Origin of the sequence: Desulfosporosinus metallidurans (assembly GCF_001936615.1) — a bacterium.
In the GTDB taxonomy this organism is placed as follows: domain Bacteria; phylum Bacillota; class Desulfitobacteriia; order Desulfitobacteriales; family Desulfitobacteriaceae; genus Desulfosporosinus; species Desulfosporosinus metallidurans.
The window spans coordinates 93,541-110,534 of the sequence record NZ_MLBF01000001.1; the positions used below are offsets into that span (position 1 = coordinate 93,541).

Genomic DNA, 16,994 nt, shown 5'->3' on the forward strand with positions numbered 1-16,994 from the left:
TGTGTTCATTAATTTTAACATCCTTGAGAAGCGACTGCAACCAAGCTAGGTGATTTAGGAATATTTTCCCTATGTATATGAAAAGACCCGCATTTGCGGGCCTTTTCGCTTGATTCATAAAAGCGACTGTTTCTGCACCAAGCTCGAAAGTATAAGTTTCGGGTGGGTCCCTTCTCGCCATCACGGCGCTTTGCCATCCTTGGCAGCGCTCTAATCTCGAACATCCTGTTTGAGTCTTGGCTACAGGGACACTTGGCCATCCATGGCCAGCGCATAAGTGCAACTAAGGCGACCGCCTTCGCTAAGGCTTGGCGCTAGCCAAGTTTTCTTTATACCAATCAGAAAGCATAAATTTCAGGTGGCATAAGTGCAACTAAGGCGACCGCCTTCGCCAAGGCTTGGCGCTAGCCAAGTTTTCTTTATACCAATCAGAAAGCATAAATTTCAGGTGGCATAAGTGCAACTAAGGCGACCGCCTTCGCCAAGGCTTGGCGCTAGCCAAGTTTTCTTTATACCAATCAGAAAGTATAATTTCAGGTGGCATAAGTGCAACTAAGGCGACCGCCTTCGCCAAGGCTTGGCGCTAGCCAAGTTTTCTTTATCCGAGTACGCCGCGACTTACCCGGCTTTAAAGCTGCTAAGTCTGGGGTTGGAGTAAGCCATAGTCTCCATTGTTGCGGTGGTAAACTACGTTCATTTCTTGACTCTCCGCATTCGTAAACACAAAGAAGGTGTGTCCAACCAGATTCATCTGCATAATCGCTTCTTCAACTGACATGGGTTTCGCAGGGAATTTCTTACTCCGAACGACTTCCTCGCGTGGTTCATCGTTTGCAACGACAGGTTGCTTAGGTTCATGATCCTTCAAGACCTTAGAGCGCATCCGTTTATTAATGCGTGTTCGATATTTATCGATTTGGCGTTCCAATTTCTCAACAACCATATCAATCGAAGAATACATATCTTCAGTTTCTTCTTCTCCACGTAAGATCATACCATGAATTGGGGCTGTTACCTCTACCCGATGTCGATCGCGCTCAACCAGCAAGGTCACTTGAACATCCATGAACTCATCTGAGTATTTGGCTAACTTACCCACCCGCTTCATGACATACTCTTTAAGTGCGTCTGTCAGTTCAATGTGTTTACCACGAATAATAATATTCATTAACCTCAACCCCCTTCAATGATGGTATGAAAGTAATATTCCCGATTTACACAAAAAATCCTGCAAATTTTAAAGTTTAGCTTGTCAAAATTTTTTTAACTAAACACAAAGAGAGAACCGTACACTTTTTTAGCGATTCTCTCCTTGGCAGGTTCATCAATAACTGCGTTAAAGGACCATCACGTTAGAAGCTTGCTCACCGCGTGGACCTTGAATAACATCGAACTCAACGGACTGTCCTTCTTCAAGCGTACGAAATCCCTCTCCAATTACAGCTTGAAAATGAACAAATACATCTTGCCCGCTTTCCTGCTCGATGAAACCGTAGCCTTTTTGTTTACTGAACCATTTAACTTTACCTAACACCAAAATACCTCCTTGAATTGTCCAAGACCTGAAGCGAAGTTCCAGCTTCACTAAAGACTTGACTCATACCTTAGGAGGATAACCAGCATTGAAGGAATCTAAACTTCTTATAATATCTTACTCAAAAACGCCTGTGTCCGCGGATTCTTCGGATTAGCAAAAACCTCGCTGGGCACTCCTTCTTCCATAATAATCCCTTCATCCATGAAAATTACCCGATCGCCGACTTCACGGGCAAATCCCATCTCATGAGTCACGGCAACCATGGTCATCCCTTCACGGGCTAAGTCTTTCATTACGGCGAGTACTTCTCCGACCATTTCCGGGTCCAGCGCAGAAGTGGTCTCGTCAAAAAGCATAATCTTCGGTTTCATAGCTAAAGCTCGGGCAATAGCAACCCGTTGTTGTTGCCCGCCCGAAAGGCGATCTGGATATTCACCCGCTTTATCAGATAGACCCACTTTATCTAATAGTTCTAATCCGATCTTTTCCGCTTCCGCTTTATTCGTTTTACGAACGATTTCTGGAGCAAGTACTACATTTTGGAGTGCGGTCATATGCGGAAAGAGGTTAAACCGTTGAAACACCATGCCCACTTCCCGACGAATCGCATTCACATTTATCTCGGAGTTAAGCGGAATCCCATCGACAATAATTTCCCCGCTCGTAGGCTCTTCCAATTTGTTTAGGCAACGCAAAAAAGTGCTCTTCCCTGAACCACTTGGGCCTATGACTACAACCACTTCTTTTTCCTTAATGTGGCAATTAATCCCTTTCAAGACTTCGAGTTTCCCATAGGATTTATGCAAATTCTTAACGTAAATCATTTTTGCCCAGCCTCCTCTCCATATATGCAACCCATTGAGATATTAACTGGGTCATCAAAAGGTAGTACAGGGCCACAGAAATATACATGGGAATAGGCTGAAACGTCCGTCCAGCGATAATTTTCCCGCTATAGAACAGTTCTTGAATCGCGATAATCGATAACAGAGACGAATCTTTAAGTAGGGCAATAAATTCGTTGCCTAAGGGCGGAATCACCCGTTTAAACGCCTGGGGAAGAATAACATACCGCATGGCCTGATTCTGAGTCATTCCCAACGATCGAGCTGCTTCCGTTTGCCCCCGATCAATAGATTGAATTCCGGCTCTAAAGATCTCTGCAATATAAGCACCCGAGTTTAAACCCATCGCTAAAACTCCCGCAAAATACTGATAGTTATCTGGCAAGGTTTCCCAATGGAAAAGTCTAGGGACTAAAAAATACACTAGAAAGATTTGGACCAGTAGTGGGGTTCCTCGGAAAAAATCAATATAGCCAATAGCGATCGCACGGGTAATTTTGGTTTTGGATAACCGAGCCAAAGCCATGAAGAGCCCAATAACAACCCCGATAGCGACTGCACCAGCTGTAAGCTCCAAAGTAAGTAAGGCTGCCTTATTAAGAATTGGGATGCTATCGATAGCCGCCTTCCAGTTCATTTCCACAGGAAATCCTCCTTATTTTTTCTTAACATAAACGATAAAAGATGAGTCCAAACATGGAATTTATATATTCTCTTGCCATCGGATAAAATTATACATTTTACTTCAAATTTATACAAGTAAAATACATTCATGATTCCGCGGCAAAAAGTAAAAAGAAATGGAAGGTACTTAGTAAGTACCTTCCATTTCTTTTATTACAGTATGTTGTAGATCAACAGCGAGTTTAAAACTGCAGATTCCTTAGAACTTTGGTGCATCCTTTTTAAACCACTTTTTGTAGATTTCATTATATTTGCCGTTACCAATGAACTTTTTCAAGGAAGCATTCATTTTATCAGCCAACTCTTTATTTCCTAGCTTCATGGCTATTCCATAATACTCTTGGTCTGTGTCTGCTTCAACCGAGTTTATTTGGGCACTCGCATTTTGAGCTTGGAACCACAACACAACTGGAGCATCAGCCACAACAGCATCCAGACCGCCGTTCAATAGATCATTAAGCGCATCTGGTGTTGTGTCGTATTTTTTGGGGGTCATTCCCAATTTTTCAACAGCAAATTGCCCTGTAGTATTGAGTTGAACTCCAACCTTTTTCCCTTTTAAGTCTGCTAGTTTTTTGAAGTCCGTACCTTTTTTCATAGCAATATATTGAACGGTCTTAAAATACTTATCACTAAATTGTACATTCTTGGAACGATCATCAGTAATCGTCATAGCTGAAATAACAGCATCATATTTACCCGCTTGCAAGGCAGGAATTAAGCCGTCAAAAGCAGTTGTTTCAATATTGACCTTGGTAAAGCCCATATCTGCTCCAAGTGCTTGAATGAGTTCAATATCAAACCCCGTCGGTTGTTGCTTTTCATCCATAAATTCAAACGGTGCATAGGCGATATCAGACCCAACCTTCAGAACCTTATCAGCCGCAGCAGGAGCAGGAGTGGTGGGTGTCGGGGCAGGTGTGCTGGCACTTCCGCATCCAGCCAGTGTCAAGAGGCTTAAGCTTAGTAATCCGGTCAAAACAAGACGAAATTTCGATTTGAACATTTTTATTCCCCTCTCTTTTGATGAGTTCAGAAAGCTTCACCTATAGATTATCCTTATTAGCTTTAGCTCATCCTTGTTGTTCCTAATTATACATAACCATGAATATTTATTCAACACCTATTTTTTCTATCTTCATCAATTATGTTATTTTTTTAGACGAGGGTCCAAAATATCCCGTAACCCGTCTCCAAAGAGATTTAAACCCAAGACTGTTAAGGAAATTGCAATACCGGGAAAGTAAATCATGTAGGCCGCATTATTAATAAACCTGCGCCCGTGGGCAATCATATCCCCCCATTCTGCCTGCGGAGGTTGGACGCCCAAGCCTAGAAACCCTAGAGAAGCCGCTTCCAAGATAGCGGTCGACATTCCCAAGGAGATTTGTACGATCAAGGGTGCCACAACATTGGGAAGGATATGGCGTAGAATTTGCCGCACAGACCCTGCCCCGATCGATTTTGCTGCTTCCACATATTCTTGAGAGCGCACAGCGAGTACCTGGCCACGAACAATACGAGCATAAACCGGTATTCCTACGATCCCTATGGCAATCATGGCGTTTCCGACCCCACGCCCGAGTCCTGTCATAATCGCAATGGCTAAAAGAATTGACGGAAAGGCTAAGAGAATATCCGTAAAGCGCATGATGACATCATCCCAGACTCCTCCAATATAACCAGCAATCAGGCCCAAGGTAGTCCCCAGTGAGAAGGATATCCCTACGGCGATGACTCCAACCATAAGTGAAACCCGTGCCCCAAAAAGAATTCTGGAAAGAATATCTCGTCCGAATTCATCCGTTCCAAACCAATGAGCAGACGACGGTGTTTGTAAGCTTACACTCAAATCCGTCTGAAGATGATCATACGGCGCGAGTAAGGGGGCGAAAATGGCTATGAGAATCATAAACAGGAAAACAAAAAGCCCTAGGACTGCCATCTTGTTACGAAAAAATCGCCGTAAAAGATATTGTGACTCATCCGGCTTGTCCTCCAATGATTCAGGTTGAGTGGTTTGTAATTCTACTGAAGACATAGGTATCTCCTCCTTAAGCGTAGTGAATCCGCGGATCAATGAACGCATAAAGGAGATCCACGACCAAATTTACCAGTACGTAAACGGCGGCACTGAGGAGCACGGTTCCCTGAACTAAGGGAAAATCAGAATGATCAATTGCCATAAACGTCAATGAACCCACACCAGGCCAGGAGAAAATCGTCTCTGTAAGGACCGCGCCGCCCAACAGACTGCCAAATTGTAACCCAATCACTGTTATGATTGGAATCATAGCGTTTTTGAGCGTGTGTTTGAGGATGACCGAGCGGTTGCCCAACCCTTTGGCCCTAGCAGTACGGACATAGTCTTGCCGTATGACTTCAAGCATGCTGGAGCGAGTCATCCGAGCAATAACAGCGGTTGAAGAGGCCCCCAAGACGACCGCAGGCATAATAATGTGCCGCGCAGTATCTCCCAAGGCGCCCCAATCTCCTGTTTGAAAGCCATGAATGATACTGTCGATAATAAAGAATTTCGTATACACCACCATGTCCGTCGTTGGGCCAAGCCGATTACTCGTGGGAAGCCAACCCAGTCGGACTGCAAAAAGATCAATAAAAATAAGACCCAGCCAAAAGATGGGCATGGATACTCCCAGAAGGGCCCCTAACATACTCAAATAATCCAAGGAAGAGTATTGTTTTACTGCCGATATAATCCCAACCCAGATCCCAACGATAGAGGCCAAGAACAAAGCGACTACGGTCAGCTCAATGGTTGCTGGAAATCGTGATATGATCTCCTTGGTAACAGGCTCCTTGGTAAACAATGACCTACCCAAATCCCCTGTAACTGCCCCGCCGATGAAATGTCCAAACTGAACGTAAAGCGGGTCGTTTAACCCGAGCTCCTGCCGAAGTGCTTCCTGTTTTTCCACTGTAGCATGTTGTCCCAAAATGACAGAGGTAGGATCGACGGTAAACACATGCAAAACGAGGAACACCAGTAGTGATACCCCAAATAGGACCGGGAATAATAATAAGATGCGACGTATAATGTACCTCAGCACGGTTTTTTCCCTCCAAATGCATTTACCAAGGGCAAGCCCTTGGTAAATGCAGTATGCCTAAATAGAAGCAAACTATTTAGTTGTTTTATCTAACGTTCTTAAGAAGTATACTCCTGTTGGGTGGATCTTGAACCCTGTAATACTTTTGCTTGCAGCAGCCATGTCCATGGAACTGCTAATAAATACCCAAGGCGCATCCTTGACAAGAATTTGTTGAGCCTCAGCGTAATCCTTAATCCGCTCGGTTTTATCTGAGCTTTGTTGAGCCTTCATCAGCAGTTCATCATATTTGGGATTATTGTATTTTGCATCATTCAAGCGGCCATTGCCAATTTGACTGGAGTGAAGTAGAGCATACAAGAAGTTATCCGGGTCCCCATTATCACCCACCCAGCCGTACAGATAAGCTTCCGCTTTTCCGTTTTTCACATTCTCTTTATGCTCTTTCCAAGCTGCAGAGGTGATTTTCATAGTTACTCCAACCTGTTTCAAGTATCCCTGAATCGCCGTGGCTAAACTGTCTCCACCGACCGCATTGTATGGACGTGGGTTTGGATAACTAATGAGTTCGAAGCTTAAGTTATTATCGTAACCGGCTTCTTTCAAAAGTTGTCTAGCTTTTGCCTGATCAAAGGGATATGGTTGTAAGTCTTTATCATAGCCGAAAAGAATGGAAGGCAAGGGACCGTTGGCTAATGCGGCATTTCCCTTGTAAAGGCTTTTGACCATTTCGTCGCGATTAATGGCCATGGAGATTGCTTGGCGAACTTTAGGATCATTGAAAGGTTTACGGTCTGCACGCATTCCCATGTAGTTGATATTCATACCGGGAGAAGTACTAAAGTTAAGCTTGGCATCCCCTTTTAAACGTTCGACGTCATTCGGGTCAATACCATCAATGATATCCGCTTCCCCTGCCATAAGTTTATTCGCTCGAACTGAATTCTCTTTGACTACTTCGAAAACAAGCTTATCAATTTTAGGCTTGCCATCCCAATAATCTTTGTTGGCAGTGAGGGTAATCTTGGAGTCCTTTTCCCAACCTGCAAAGACAAATGGGCCTGTTCCTACAGGATTTGAACCAAAGTCTTTACCGTATTTTTTTATGGCTGTCGGAGAGCCAATGGGAGCACTCAACGACATGGCTAGGTTTAACAGAAATGGAGCATATGGTGTCTTTAACATAAATTTAACGGTGTTCTCATCCACAGCAATAACTTTATCCACCATGCCAAGCGTAAAGTCAGCGTAGGGCATGTCTGCCGTTGGATTCGGCGGGAGTTGACGTTCCACATTGAACTTCACTGCTTCGGCATTAAACGGTGTACCGTCGTGGAATTTAACCCCTTTGCGAAGTTTAAACGTCCACTCTTTTCCATCGGGTGAAGTGGTCCATTCAGTGGCAAGTGACGGCTCTACTTCAGTGGAACCCTCTTTGTAGCGCACCAAAGTGTCAAAAATATTTGCTACAACTTTGGCTGATTCTCCATCCTCAATCATGACCGGATCAAGGCTGATGGAGTCCGCACCCCGTGCAAATACTACAGTTTTCTCTCCAGCGCTCTGACCAGCGCCAGTGGTGGTGGTTCCGCCGCACCCAGTAAGCAATGTGCTCACTAGAAATAGGGAGGCAAGAACCCCTGCCAATTTTCTTCTCATTTTTTCTCCTCCTCTTTTTGAATGAACCATTAAGATTCTGTTAAGATTTAATGTATTTATTCTATATATTTAGGTTAATTCCTGCCTTTAGAAACTTAGAACGCCCATAAAAGTTTTAGTTGATATTTAATGAGGCTTATTCGATTACACAAACTTATTATGACTGAGCAATAATCTCGAATTATCCCCCAAAGTTACACACAGGAGGGTGTGGATAATGTGGATAAGTGTTTGAAACACACAGTTTTTCGTAAAGATACTGTGCGTAACCTTGTTGAAAAACCCTTTTTAGCAGGTAATTCTATTCATGATTGAAGCTTAAATCCACCTAAACACTACATTTAACAATAAATAAAAAGCACTGATCGACTAATGTCAACCAATGCTTGTCAATATCAAAGTAATTCAATTAAAAGTGCTGAGATTAATATTGCTCGCGAGCCGGACGATGGTGCTGATAGCACTCACGGCAGTATACTGGACGATCAGATGTCGGTTGGAAAGGAACTTGTGTTTCTACACCGCAGTCCGCACAGACAACAGTAAACATTTCACGAGATCTTCCTTCTTGGGAGTTACGGCTTGCTTTGCGTGCATTGCGGCACTCACGGCAACGTTGTGGTTCGTTTTCGAAACCCTTTTCAGCATAGAATTCTTGCTCTCCGATTGTAAAAATAAACGTTGCTCCGCAGTCTTTACATACTAGATCTTTGTCTTCAAAGGCCATGAAAGATATTCCCCTTACGTAAAAAAATGTAATAGGCTGTGCCCATCCACTAATTATTATAACGCTAAATTTGTGAAGGCACAAGTTTTTTTTCAAGTCCAGCTGCTAAACATAAACCGAAAATGGATCGAACTCCGCTTGAACGCAAGACCTCCGCCACCGCTTCAAGTGTTGCTCCCGTTGTCGTCACATCATCTACAAGCCACACGCTTCGCCCTTCCAGATACTCCGGTTGTCGTACCACAAAAGCACCTTGCAGGTTATGGAGGCGTTCCTGACGGGAAAGCGGAACTTGAGACGCGGTTGGCTCGATCCGTTCAACCCCCGGGAGAATCGACAATCCCAATTCCCAATGTAACGCCGAGGAGATGACCTCTGCCTGATTATACCCCCGTTCTGCTAGACGGGTAGCGTGCATTGGCACAGCCACAATGCCGTCAGCAGCAGGAAGTTGGCGAATCGCCCAATCTGAAAATGGACGAGCGATTTTCATGACCTCCCGAGGGTGTGCATTGAATTTTACGTTTTGGACAAATTCTCTTACCCCCCCTGAATAGTGTCCCCAGGCTGTAACCTGATCAAGCTGTTTCGGACCCTTTCCAGCTTCACAGTCAAGGCAGCGCAGTTTAGTTATAGCAATCAACTTTCCACACCCCTTACAGCGCCCCAACTCCGGATGAAGGTAGTCCGTTGTACAAGCCGGGCAGATTGGACCATTCTCTCTGCCACAAAATACGCAAGCTTCTTCGTCCGTATACCATAACGCCCGGGTGATCTTAGCTACTTCCTTCCTGAAGGCTTTTACGGTTTCCACGCTCTTTCAGCCCCCCCTCAATAAGTCCTAATTCCAAAGCCCGCTTATTTTGCTCCTCGATCCACTGCACTGCCGTCTTCATGGCCGGTGTCCTTTGCTTAGACATAAATATGACCCTTCCCTCTGGACTTTCTTGGGTTCGCCCCACTCTTCCAGCCATTTGCACCAAAGCCCGCTCATCAAAAACAGGATGATCTGCTGCCAAAACCACGACTTGTATTCCAGATAGAGTGATACCCCTTTCCAAGATGGTCGTACTCACAAAAAGGTCAAACTTACCCTGAAGCAACCGCTTAAGTTTCCCAGAACGCCCTGGGTCTGCACTATAGCTACCGTCAATGTGCCAATCCGGAAATCTTCGTTGAAACCATTTGACCCATGGATCAAGCCAGGAGATCTTAGGGACGAATACCAGTACAGGTCCTTGCACCCTTAGTGTTTCGATCAGAGAGGAGCATCGTCCTGTACCCCCGTTTGGCTCTAAAGAATGACGGAGTCTTTGCCAAATTGGGACGGGCAAAGGGGTGCGGTGATGCCGTGCCGGAAGACGGATGAGCCGCATCTTACCTTGTTGAACCGCCTTTAATCCTTCCGGGGAAGGGGTTGCCGTCAAGTAGAGTATTTTACCTCCTTGACGCAGAGCATGGTTTAATCCCCATTCTAAAGCCCGGCTCCCATGATAGGGGAAAGCATCCATCTCATCCATAAAAATCACATCAAACGCTTGCCAAAATCTTAGTACTTGGTGGGTGGTCGCCAGTACCATTCCTCCACTTTGGAATTTAACGGACGTTGTTCCTGTCAGAACTTGAAACGGATAATCTTTAAAGTCCCTTTGCAGCCTTGGAACAATGTCATGAATGACATCTTGACGGGGAGCGGCAAAAAGTACAGATTTCCCCTCTTTCAGAGCCCTAGCGGCAGATGGGAAACACACCTCTGTTTTTCCTGCACCACAAGCTGCCCAGAGAAGTGCTTTTTCTGCGGAGGGGTCTTGCAAGAATTCTAACACTTGTTCGCTGGCGAGACGTTGAGCTTCTGTTAGGACCCAATGTGGCTGAAATTGAACCTCAACAGGACCATCTAAAAGTGAACGATGGTCTCGATAAAGAACCTCCAAAGAAGTGCTTGACCCGATACTCTCACAACTTCGACACGTTGCTGCTATCCCGTGAAGACTTGGCCATTCCTCCACATCTGTTTCCCCGCAACGCTGACACTGCCACCCACTGCCCTGTAACTTCACAGCGGGGGTCCACTGAGCCGATCCGTGCTCTACATTTAGATGCGCAAATTTTATGATTTCCTGAGCGTCAACCTTAAGCTCTCGGGCAAGTCTACGGAGATCACTCAGCGAAAGTTGCCTTCCTAATACGATCCGATTGAAGGCCTTCCTGGCCTCATCATTTTGTTCTTCATCCTCTTGTTCAGGCCTAACTTCCTCCCAGGTAAGGGCTGGCACGTCCCACCCCAGAGCTTTAAGTATTTTTTGGATTTCCGCCTTGAGGTCCACCCTTTTGGACCTTTTATACCAAAAATCAGCAGGACTCCGCCGATGCAGACGTTGGAAAACGATTTGAATAGTCGACAAGTCGAGGGGTAAGTTCAAATAGCTGATGTCTTTCGAATCTAGCTTGTCCATCTCCCGAAAAGGAGAAAAACTGACGTTATCATTTTTATTTAACGTCAAGAAGAATTGCATTACATACCCCTCTCCTCATGTTTATTCCTGCCATTTCTAAGGCAGGTTTATGTATCACCCCATGTATCACGACCCTCTCCATAAAGAGGGCCCATAGTTATTTCGATTTCTGGGAACCGCCGTTGAAGGCAAGATAGGTATTTTTGGTTCTGTCTCGTGTCCCTGCCTTGAAAGACATAAACTTCAATCCATAACGGGACGTTAACTCTCTTCCTTAACTGGGGCAATTCCTTTTGAAGACGCCAAAAATGCTTCTCCAACTCCCCTTCCCCCGGATAGGAGTCCCAGACATAGTTTAAACTATGTGTTTTACTGCTGAGTCTTTCCCTCCAAGCCTCAATTAAAGACTGGCATTTTAGTGGAATACTCCATTCCAAGCCTGAAACGACTCTCCACAAAAGAATTCCTAAGATCAAGATAACGCCGAGCAAGACCATCTAAACCACCTCCTACCCACAACTTATGTTCTGGGCGGGGGTTGCGTAAGTTGTCTTCGCCGAGCATAATCCGCTAAGAGTTTAATATGTTCGGTTGGCAAAAAACTTCGGTAATTCTTCCAAAGCAATCGCTCTGCAACCGTGAGGTTATTGACTTTCTTCTCTATTTTCTGCGGTACGTCCTCGACCCAGTGATAGAAAACTGTGGCCGTTTCCCTTTGTGTGTGCCGCTGCACCTCAGCAGCATCCCAAACAGCCGACTGGGCCCATTCATACGCTTCTAAGTCCAGTGGCTGCCAGTGAAGTACTTCTTCCACAGCCTTCAAGCCGGAATTGATGTCCCCTTGCCTTAAGAGGAGCTCTGCCTGCTCTCGCCGCGTGCCGATTTGCGTTTGATCCCAGTTCAAGCTCCTATTCCAAAGCACTATACTCTGATCAGGGTCCTGTTCCGACCAGTGACGCGCCTGTGTATTCCAGCTTTTCTCCTTCTCTAGGAGAGAAGGATTTACGAGTGCATTTCCACAAGCCAGACATAGAATTAGACTTAACCCCAGCGCTCCCTTGCTGCTCAGATTGATCGCAAGTTTGTCCCTCTTTAATAAAAGAGGATTGGGGTATTCGTTTCTTTGACGGAAACTCCCGAAAAGCAGCCAAAATAAAAAGCCCAAGGCGCCAAAGGAGAAATCCGCATCCACCAAACTATGTAATGCCAAAAAGAGTAAAGCCCCTCCCACTTGAAGCTGCGCTTTCGGGAGTTTCTTTTTCCAGGTTTTCCAAACGTGTACTAACAGGTAACAACCCCAAATCCCTAGACTCAAGATTCCAAGAACCCCTTGGTTTAACAAGATATGGATTAAACTTGAATGAGGGTCAGCAGTCCAATACGGAACGTGCTGAACGGTAGGGAAGGCCATCCACCCTCCGGCTCGGGGATAACCCCCTGCTTGCCAAGCCAAGTTTATCCCATCCTGAAAATAGGCCAGCCGTTCCTGCCAACTCGAAGAGGAAAAACCCCAAGCCGTTAAATTCTCCCAGGCCGGTTTATAATAGAGTAGCATGAAGACGGTCCCTGTAACCCCTAGCGAGATCACCCACAGGTTTCTTAATCGTTGACCCGTTCCTTTTCCTCTCGTCTGTAATCGTTGACGGATTGCTAAAATCGGAGACCTTCTGTGGGATCTTAGCCAGAACAGGAGCTGCTGACCCCCAAACGCGGCTAGAAATAACCCCACACCGGCACGTGAACCTGTACTTAATAAAGAAATTCCCAAGAAAATTTTTACAGAAAGTCTACGCGGATAGAGTAAGAGTGCGGCTCCCAAAAAGGCTGCTGTGGCATTGGGATAACCAAAAACAGAACTTAATCTTCCCGCCACTTTGCTTACCCAAGGCAACCAGCCAACGATAGCCACAACAAATGCTAGCCATTCAATTGATTGCACTAAGTATTCTTTTGCTGTTTCATCCGAAGATATCCGATTCCCCAGCCGATAGGCAAGCCAAAAGATTCCCCACCTCAAGGCCTCAATCAATCCGTCTTTAACTTTGACAGGATGAAGCACCCCAAAGATCGACAAGAAGAACATTCCCAAAAGCAAAGCATCTGTCAGTCCAAAGGCGGTAGACGTCCCTGTGTCCAGCTTAAATCTTCGATACGAGTAAGCTAAAAAAAAATAACCTGATAAAGCGAATCCGAAAATAATCCATTCTTGTGGAAAATAAAGGCCGTGAGCGACAACACAAAAAGTTAGAAAAAGAGCTAGGGGTCGTGCTGTATTACTCCTAGCTCTGCTGACTTGTTTTTGTAAAGTTGAACCGATCACTGAGCAGGGTTCATCCGCTCTAGAAAGAATTTAAGGGTGCCTTCTGCCGCCAGAGCATCTCCTACATACGCTTTACCACTGGCCACGCCGAATGTTTTGCGCAACTTTAAAAGTTCCACTTCTAAGCGAAGCTGATCTCCGGGAATCACTTGCCTCTTAAATTTTACGCCATCTAACCCAGCAAACAACCCTAAGTAACCGTTATATTCCGGCATTTTAAGAATGGCCACGGTTCCGACTTGGGCCAGTGCTTCTATGATCAGAACCCCTGGCATAATGGGGTGCCCTGGAAAGTGGCCCTGAAAAAAAGACTCATTGATTGATAGGTTCTTAATCCCTACCGCCCTTTTTCCTACTTCAAGTTCTATGATACGATCGACCAGAAGAAAGGGATAACGATGGGGAATAATCTCCTGGATCTCTTGACTTTCTAACAACGAAATTCCTCCTTAAAATACACATGCAACTTGCAGATATGGATCACTTTGCATATGATGAGAATTAGATCTTTTCCCACCCATAAATAGTATAACCAAGTTTGAGCCTGAAGGGAAGATATAGCAATGAGAACCTACAAAATTTTACATATTATTGGGGGAGGAGAAATCGGAGGAGCTGAACAGCATGTACTTTCTCTGCTTAAGGGTATAAATCGCGAGCGTTTCGCCCCCCATCTGGCCTGTCTAATCAACGGGCCGTTTGCAGACCTTGCTCTGGAAAATAAGATCTCCACACAAACCTTCTCGATGCGCCATCCCCTTGACCTTTCTCCCCTTCCTAGCCTCATTCGCTGGGCCCGCCGAAAAGAGATAGACCTTGTTCACACCCACGGTTCCCGGGCCAATCTTCTAGGACGGTTAGGGGCAAAATGGTTAGGTATTCCCACCCTAACCACCGTCCATAGCTCCCTTGCCCATGACTATCGTTCCCCCCTGTCAGCCAGTATTGCTTTAGCACTTGACCGCCTGACTCTTCCCTTGACATCTGGGATTATCACCGTATCTGAGTATTTGGCCGAGGAAGTCGCTTCAAGGGGAGGCAAGAATCTTATCACCATTTATAATGGCCAAGCTCCCATATCCTTTGCCGCTAGGAATTCTTCTCGCCAGCAATTCCGCACCCAGTGGAGAATTCCTGCAGATGCTCTCGTCCTTGGCACGATTGGCCGCCTCCATCCCACTAAAGGACAGTCACATTTAATCAAGGCAGCAACCTTACTGCACTCAACTTTTCCGAACCTTCATCTTTTACTCATTGGAGAGGGTCCCCTTCGTCAAGAACTAGAATTAGAGCTCCAACATCTTGCTCTTCCCTATACCCTAACTGGATACCTCCCCAAGGCCCATGAAACTCTCCCTGCGATGGACCTATTCGTCCTGCCCTCGGTTAGTGAAGGTATGGGGTTAGTCCTTCTTGAAGCAATGCAAGCTGGAGTTCCCATTGTTGCCACTGCTGTCGGAGGAATTCCTGAAGTCATTCGAGCCGGAAAGGATGGGCTACTTGTTCCCTCTGGGGATGTGAATGGGCTTGCCCAAGCCTGTGCTTCGATCATCGAGAACCCGAATTTGGCGAAGTCCCTTGTTCTCTCCGGTCAAGACCGCTGGCAGATATTTTCTCTAGAAACTATGTTCAGGGAAACCGAGCAAGTATACACTTGCATACTTGATAAAGCCACTCGTTCTGTCGGAAGCTCACGGAATACTAAATAACTGCAGAAGAAAGGTTGAGCGAAATTCGCTCAACCTTTCTTCTACAGTTAACGGTTCTGGTGTTCATCCCGTCCACTCTCGCCATTTTTACCTTCATCGTCTTGATTCTTAGAAATTTCGCTGTTCCGGGATGCGTCATGTCCTTTATTCTCTAAAATCGATGTCTCCGTCTCCTTATACACACTACTTTTAGTTTGATCTAGCTCCTTGGACTGCGTTTGACCGTGTTCCTTCACCTGATTGTTCTCTTGATTGTTCTCTTGATTATTTTTCTGATTGTTTTTCTGATTAATCTCGTGATTTTTCTCCTGATTCTTCTGAACGTTCTTCACTTCGTCTTGCCCCTGCCTCATACCCTTTTCAATCCTTGGATTAGGGTCCTTGACTGGAGAGGGTTTTGGATTGTCTACCGTTCCCAAATCTTGCTTAGAAGTTCCATGCATAGAGGACAAACCAGATTCATTCTCTTTCTGCTCTTCTTTAATCTTCGCTTGAACCTGTGGGTTATCAAGTAACCGGACGCGCTCTGATGTTTCTTTTAACATCTCCGGTCGCGTCACGACCCCTGCTTTTTGAGCTGCCTGCCAAAGTGCATACTCCCCTAAGGTCAATTCCCCCTTTTGCGCAAGTTCCCGTTCCTGTGGAGTAAGGGTAAAAACCGCCACTTGAGGAGTAAATCCTTGCTTCTCAACTTTTTCTGTGACCCAGGCGATAATTTGATTCTTGTTAAGTTCTTTAGGCATCTGCTCTTCGGTTTTATTGGTCATCGGAGAATATCCCACTACAACCCATTGCTGCTCAGAGTCAAGAAATTTTTGTTTCACGGCTTGATTCACCACTTGTTCTAAAACCTGATCTAACGATTTCCCCGTTAGGTCAATCTGACTCAGCATACGCTTCGCATCCTCATTTTGAGTTTGAAGTTTTAAAAGATGCCCCTGTGCATCTATGGTAAATTGTAAACTCGGATTAATATCAACCGAGAGTAAAGCGACGGCAGTCGGCGCTTGATACAGATTCCACCCCAAAAGGGCCGTTAAGACCAAAAGGAAAACAGCAGCAGCTCCTGCCCAGACACGCAACCCACTAAAAATCTCTATCCCTGTTCGGATCTCAATTTCTTCGCCTACCTCAGCGTCCTGTCGTCTATAAACTTGGCGAAAGGTGCCGTTCTCTCCCAAGACCGTGTATTGTGAGCCGTTTTTTTCCAAGACCACGGCTTTCATTCTACTCATCCTTTCGCCCCCTTTCTTGTGGGAGTACATATTCTCGAAGATAAACATAGTCATATTGGTTCGCTATAAGTAAAGCGACTGCCAGGATATACTTCCGTCCCCGTTCCAATACCTTTGGGTTCACTTGAGTTTTCAAAGCTAAGGCCTGCATGGGAACCTTTCCTTTTTGTTCAACCTGGGACCACAGTTCCTTATCAAAGGCTAATTCCCGAGCCACTCGGAGTAGTGTTTCACGTGAATCACGGTGTTTTGGAGAAACCGCAACTAAGTCCTGAATGGTAAGCTGAAACACTTCTAAAGCCTTGGAAAACTGTTGGATTTCCGCTGCCCGCTCTACATTCTGCTCTCGCTCCCTAAATTCTTCTAAACCAAGATGAACATCCACACTGCGTCCGATTTCCTCTTGGTCAAACGATATAGCTTGCTGCAAATTCTTCTTCTGCCTTCGATGATAATCGATCAACCGACGTTTCATCAAAACCCGAGCATAGGCTAAAAATGGCACCCCTTTAGCCACTACAAATAAATCGATAGCTTCATTAAAGGCGATCAACGCCTCAGACAATTCTTCATCTCGTCCCCATTCCAAAGAATGGAAACATGCCTGGCTAGCCACATGACGAATAAACGTCTGAGATTCGGCTAAGAAATCCTCTCGGACTACCGCTTCCTCTTTCAAACGCTGCCATGTCGATTGTTCTTCCCAGTCTGGCATGCCTTCGTTCCTCCTACTCTCTATTACGAAAGGGAA

At 45.4% G+C, this 16,994-nt stretch carries 17 protein-coding genes; 1 reads left to right on the top strand and 16 read right to left on the bottom strand.

All coding sequences use genetic code 11. The features are described 5' to 3' along the window. Nucleotides 1-637: 637 nt before the first annotated feature. The 14 genes from hpf to fabZ all read right to left on the bottom strand — a co-directional run bounded on the left by hpf (nucleotide 638) and on the right by fabZ (nucleotide 13,736). A complete protein-coding gene (gene hpf, locus DSOL_RS00445) occupies nucleotides 638-1,168 on the bottom strand; it encodes a ribosome hibernation-promoting factor, HPF/YfiA family (protein WP_075362932.1) in 531 nt (176 codons plus the stop codon). A gap of 168 nt (nucleotides 1,169-1,336) precedes the next feature. After that, complete coding sequence (locus DSOL_RS00450) at nucleotides 1,337-1,534, bottom strand: cold-shock protein (protein ID WP_075362933.1); 198 nt, start codon at nucleotides 1,532-1,534, stop codon at nucleotides 1,337-1,339. Nucleotides 1,535-1,641: 107 nt separating this feature from the next. Further along, a complete protein-coding gene (locus tag DSOL_RS00455; RefSeq protein ID WP_075362934.1) occupies nucleotides 1,642-2,361 on the bottom strand; it encodes an amino acid ABC transporter ATP-binding protein in 720 nt (239 codons plus the stop codon). Next, on the bottom strand, nucleotides 2,348-3,019 hold the full coding sequence (locus tag DSOL_RS00460) for an amino acid ABC transporter permease (protein ID WP_427854364.1): 672 nt from the start codon (nucleotides 3,017-3,019) through the stop codon (nucleotides 2,348-2,350). Before DSOL_RS00460 ends, DSOL_RS00455 begins: the two co-directional genes overlap by 14 nt. Before the next feature lie 246 nt (nucleotides 3,020-3,265). Continuing rightward, nucleotides 3,266-4,072, bottom strand: coding sequence for a basic amino acid ABC transporter substrate-binding protein (locus tag DSOL_RS00465; protein ID WP_075362936.1), 807 nt, complete (start codon nucleotides 4,070-4,072; stop codon nucleotides 3,266-3,268). A 144-nt stretch (nucleotides 4,073-4,216) separates the two neighbouring features. Beyond that, on the bottom strand, nucleotides 4,217-5,107 hold the full coding sequence (locus tag DSOL_RS00470; RefSeq protein WP_075362937.1) for an ABC transporter permease: 891 nt from the start codon (nucleotides 5,105-5,107) through the stop codon (nucleotides 4,217-4,219). A gap of 13 nt (nucleotides 5,108-5,120) precedes the next feature. After that, nucleotides 5,121-6,137, bottom strand: a complete 1,017-nt coding sequence (locus DSOL_RS00475) for an ABC transporter permease (RefSeq protein WP_075362938.1) — start codon at nucleotides 6,135-6,137, stop codon at nucleotides 5,121-5,123. Between the two features lie 72 nt (nucleotides 6,138-6,209). Then, a complete protein-coding gene (locus tag DSOL_RS00480; protein ID WP_075362939.1) occupies nucleotides 6,210-7,796 on the bottom strand; it encodes an ABC transporter substrate-binding protein in 1,587 nt (528 codons plus the stop codon). 424 nt (nucleotides 7,797-8,220) lie between these two features. After that, nucleotides 8,221-8,523, bottom strand: coding sequence for a zinc-ribbon domain containing protein (locus DSOL_RS00485; protein ID WP_075362940.1), 303 nt, complete (start codon nucleotides 8,521-8,523; stop codon nucleotides 8,221-8,223). Between the two features lie 64 nt (nucleotides 8,524-8,587). Next, a complete protein-coding gene (locus DSOL_RS00490) occupies nucleotides 8,588-9,337 on the bottom strand; it encodes a ComF family protein (RefSeq protein WP_075362941.1) in 750 nt (249 codons plus the stop codon). Further along, nucleotides 9,300-11,039 (bottom strand): DEAD/DEAH box helicase family protein, encoded by a 1,740-nt coding sequence (locus DSOL_RS00495; protein WP_075362942.1) that lies wholly within the window; start codon nucleotides 11,037-11,039, stop codon nucleotides 9,300-9,302. The genes DSOL_RS00490 and DSOL_RS00495 overlap by 38 nt, the downstream gene beginning before the upstream one ends. A 47-nt stretch (nucleotides 11,040-11,086) precedes the next feature. Further along, nucleotides 11,087-11,476 (bottom strand): hypothetical protein, encoded by a 390-nt coding sequence (locus DSOL_RS00500; RefSeq protein ID WP_075362943.1) that lies wholly within the window; start codon nucleotides 11,474-11,476, stop codon nucleotides 11,087-11,089. A 23-nt stretch (nucleotides 11,477-11,499) separates the two neighbouring features. Continuing rightward, complete coding sequence (locus DSOL_RS00505) at nucleotides 11,500-13,299, bottom strand: O-antigen ligase family protein (protein WP_075362944.1); 1,800 nt, start codon at nucleotides 13,297-13,299, stop codon at nucleotides 11,500-11,502. Next, entirely contained in the window at nucleotides 13,296-13,736 is a 441-nt protein-coding gene (gene fabZ / locus DSOL_RS00510; protein ID WP_075362945.1) for a 3-hydroxyacyl-ACP dehydratase FabZ, read from the bottom strand. Before fabZ ends, DSOL_RS00505 begins: the two co-directional genes overlap by 4 nt. A 126-nt stretch (nucleotides 13,737-13,862) precedes the next feature. Between fabZ and DSOL_RS00515 the strand changes: the two genes are divergently transcribed. After that, nucleotides 13,863-15,008, top strand: coding sequence for a glycosyltransferase (locus DSOL_RS00515; RefSeq protein ID WP_075362946.1), 1,146 nt, complete (start codon nucleotides 13,863-13,865; stop codon nucleotides 15,006-15,008). Nucleotides 15,009-15,055: 47 nt separating this feature from the next. Here the strand turns inward: DSOL_RS00515 and DSOL_RS00520 are convergent, their stop codons facing one another. Beyond that, the gene (locus DSOL_RS00520; RefSeq protein WP_075362947.1) at nucleotides 15,056-16,243 is read right to left on the bottom strand and encodes an anti-sigma factor domain-containing protein; all 1,188 of its coding nucleotides are present in this window, start codon (nucleotides 16,241-16,243) and stop codon (nucleotides 15,056-15,058) included. Beyond that, the gene (locus DSOL_RS00525; RefSeq protein WP_075362948.1) at nucleotides 16,236-16,958 is read right to left on the bottom strand and encodes a sigma-70 family RNA polymerase sigma factor; all 723 of its coding nucleotides are present in this window, start codon (nucleotides 16,956-16,958) and stop codon (nucleotides 16,236-16,238) included. The genes DSOL_RS00520 and DSOL_RS00525 overlap by 8 nt, the downstream gene beginning before the upstream one ends. Nucleotides 16,959-16,994: the final 36 nt, after the last annotated feature.

Coding starts and splice junctions, on each gene's coding strand:
- hpf (WP_075362932.1), bottom strand. CDS start 1,168: ATGAATATTATTATTCGTGGTAAACACATTGAACTGACAGACGCACTT.
- DSOL_RS00455 (WP_075362934.1), bottom strand. CDS start 2,361: ATGATTTACGTTAAGAATTTGCATAAATCCTATGGGAAACTCGAAGTC.
- DSOL_RS00460 (WP_427854364.1), bottom strand. CDS start 3,019: ATGAACTGGAAGGCGGCTATCGATAGCATCCCAATTCTTAATAAGGCA.
- DSOL_RS00465 (WP_075362936.1), bottom strand. CDS start 4,072: ATGTTCAAATCGAAATTTCGTCTTGTTTTGACCGGATTACTAAGCTTA.
- DSOL_RS00470 (WP_075362937.1), bottom strand. CDS start 5,107: ATGTCTTCAGTAGAATTACAAACCACTCAACCTGAATCATTGGAGGAC.
- DSOL_RS00480 (WP_075362939.1), bottom strand. CDS start 7,796: ATGAGAAGAAAATTGGCAGGGGTTCTTGCCTCCCTATTTCTAGTGAGC.
- DSOL_RS00485 (WP_075362940.1), bottom strand. CDS start 8,523: ATGGCCTTTGAAGACAAAGATCTAGTATGTAAAGACTGCGGAGCAACG.
- DSOL_RS00495 (WP_075362942.1), bottom strand. CDS start 11,039: ATGCAATTCTTCTTGACGTTAAATAAAAATGATAACGTCAGTTTTTCT.
- DSOL_RS00500 (WP_075362943.1), bottom strand. CDS start 11,476: ATGGTCTTGCTCGGCGTTATCTTGATCTTAGGAATTCTTTTGTGGAGA.
- DSOL_RS00515 (WP_075362946.1), top strand. CDS start 13,863: ATGAGAACCTACAAAATTTTACATATTATTGGGGGAGGAGAAATCGGA.
- DSOL_RS00520 (WP_075362947.1), bottom strand. CDS start 16,243: ATGAGTAGAATGAAAGCCGTGGTCTTGGAAAAAAACGGCTCACAATAC.
- DSOL_RS00525 (WP_075362948.1), bottom strand. CDS start 16,958: ATGCCAGACTGGGAAGAACAATCGACATGGCAGCGTTTGAAAGAGGAA.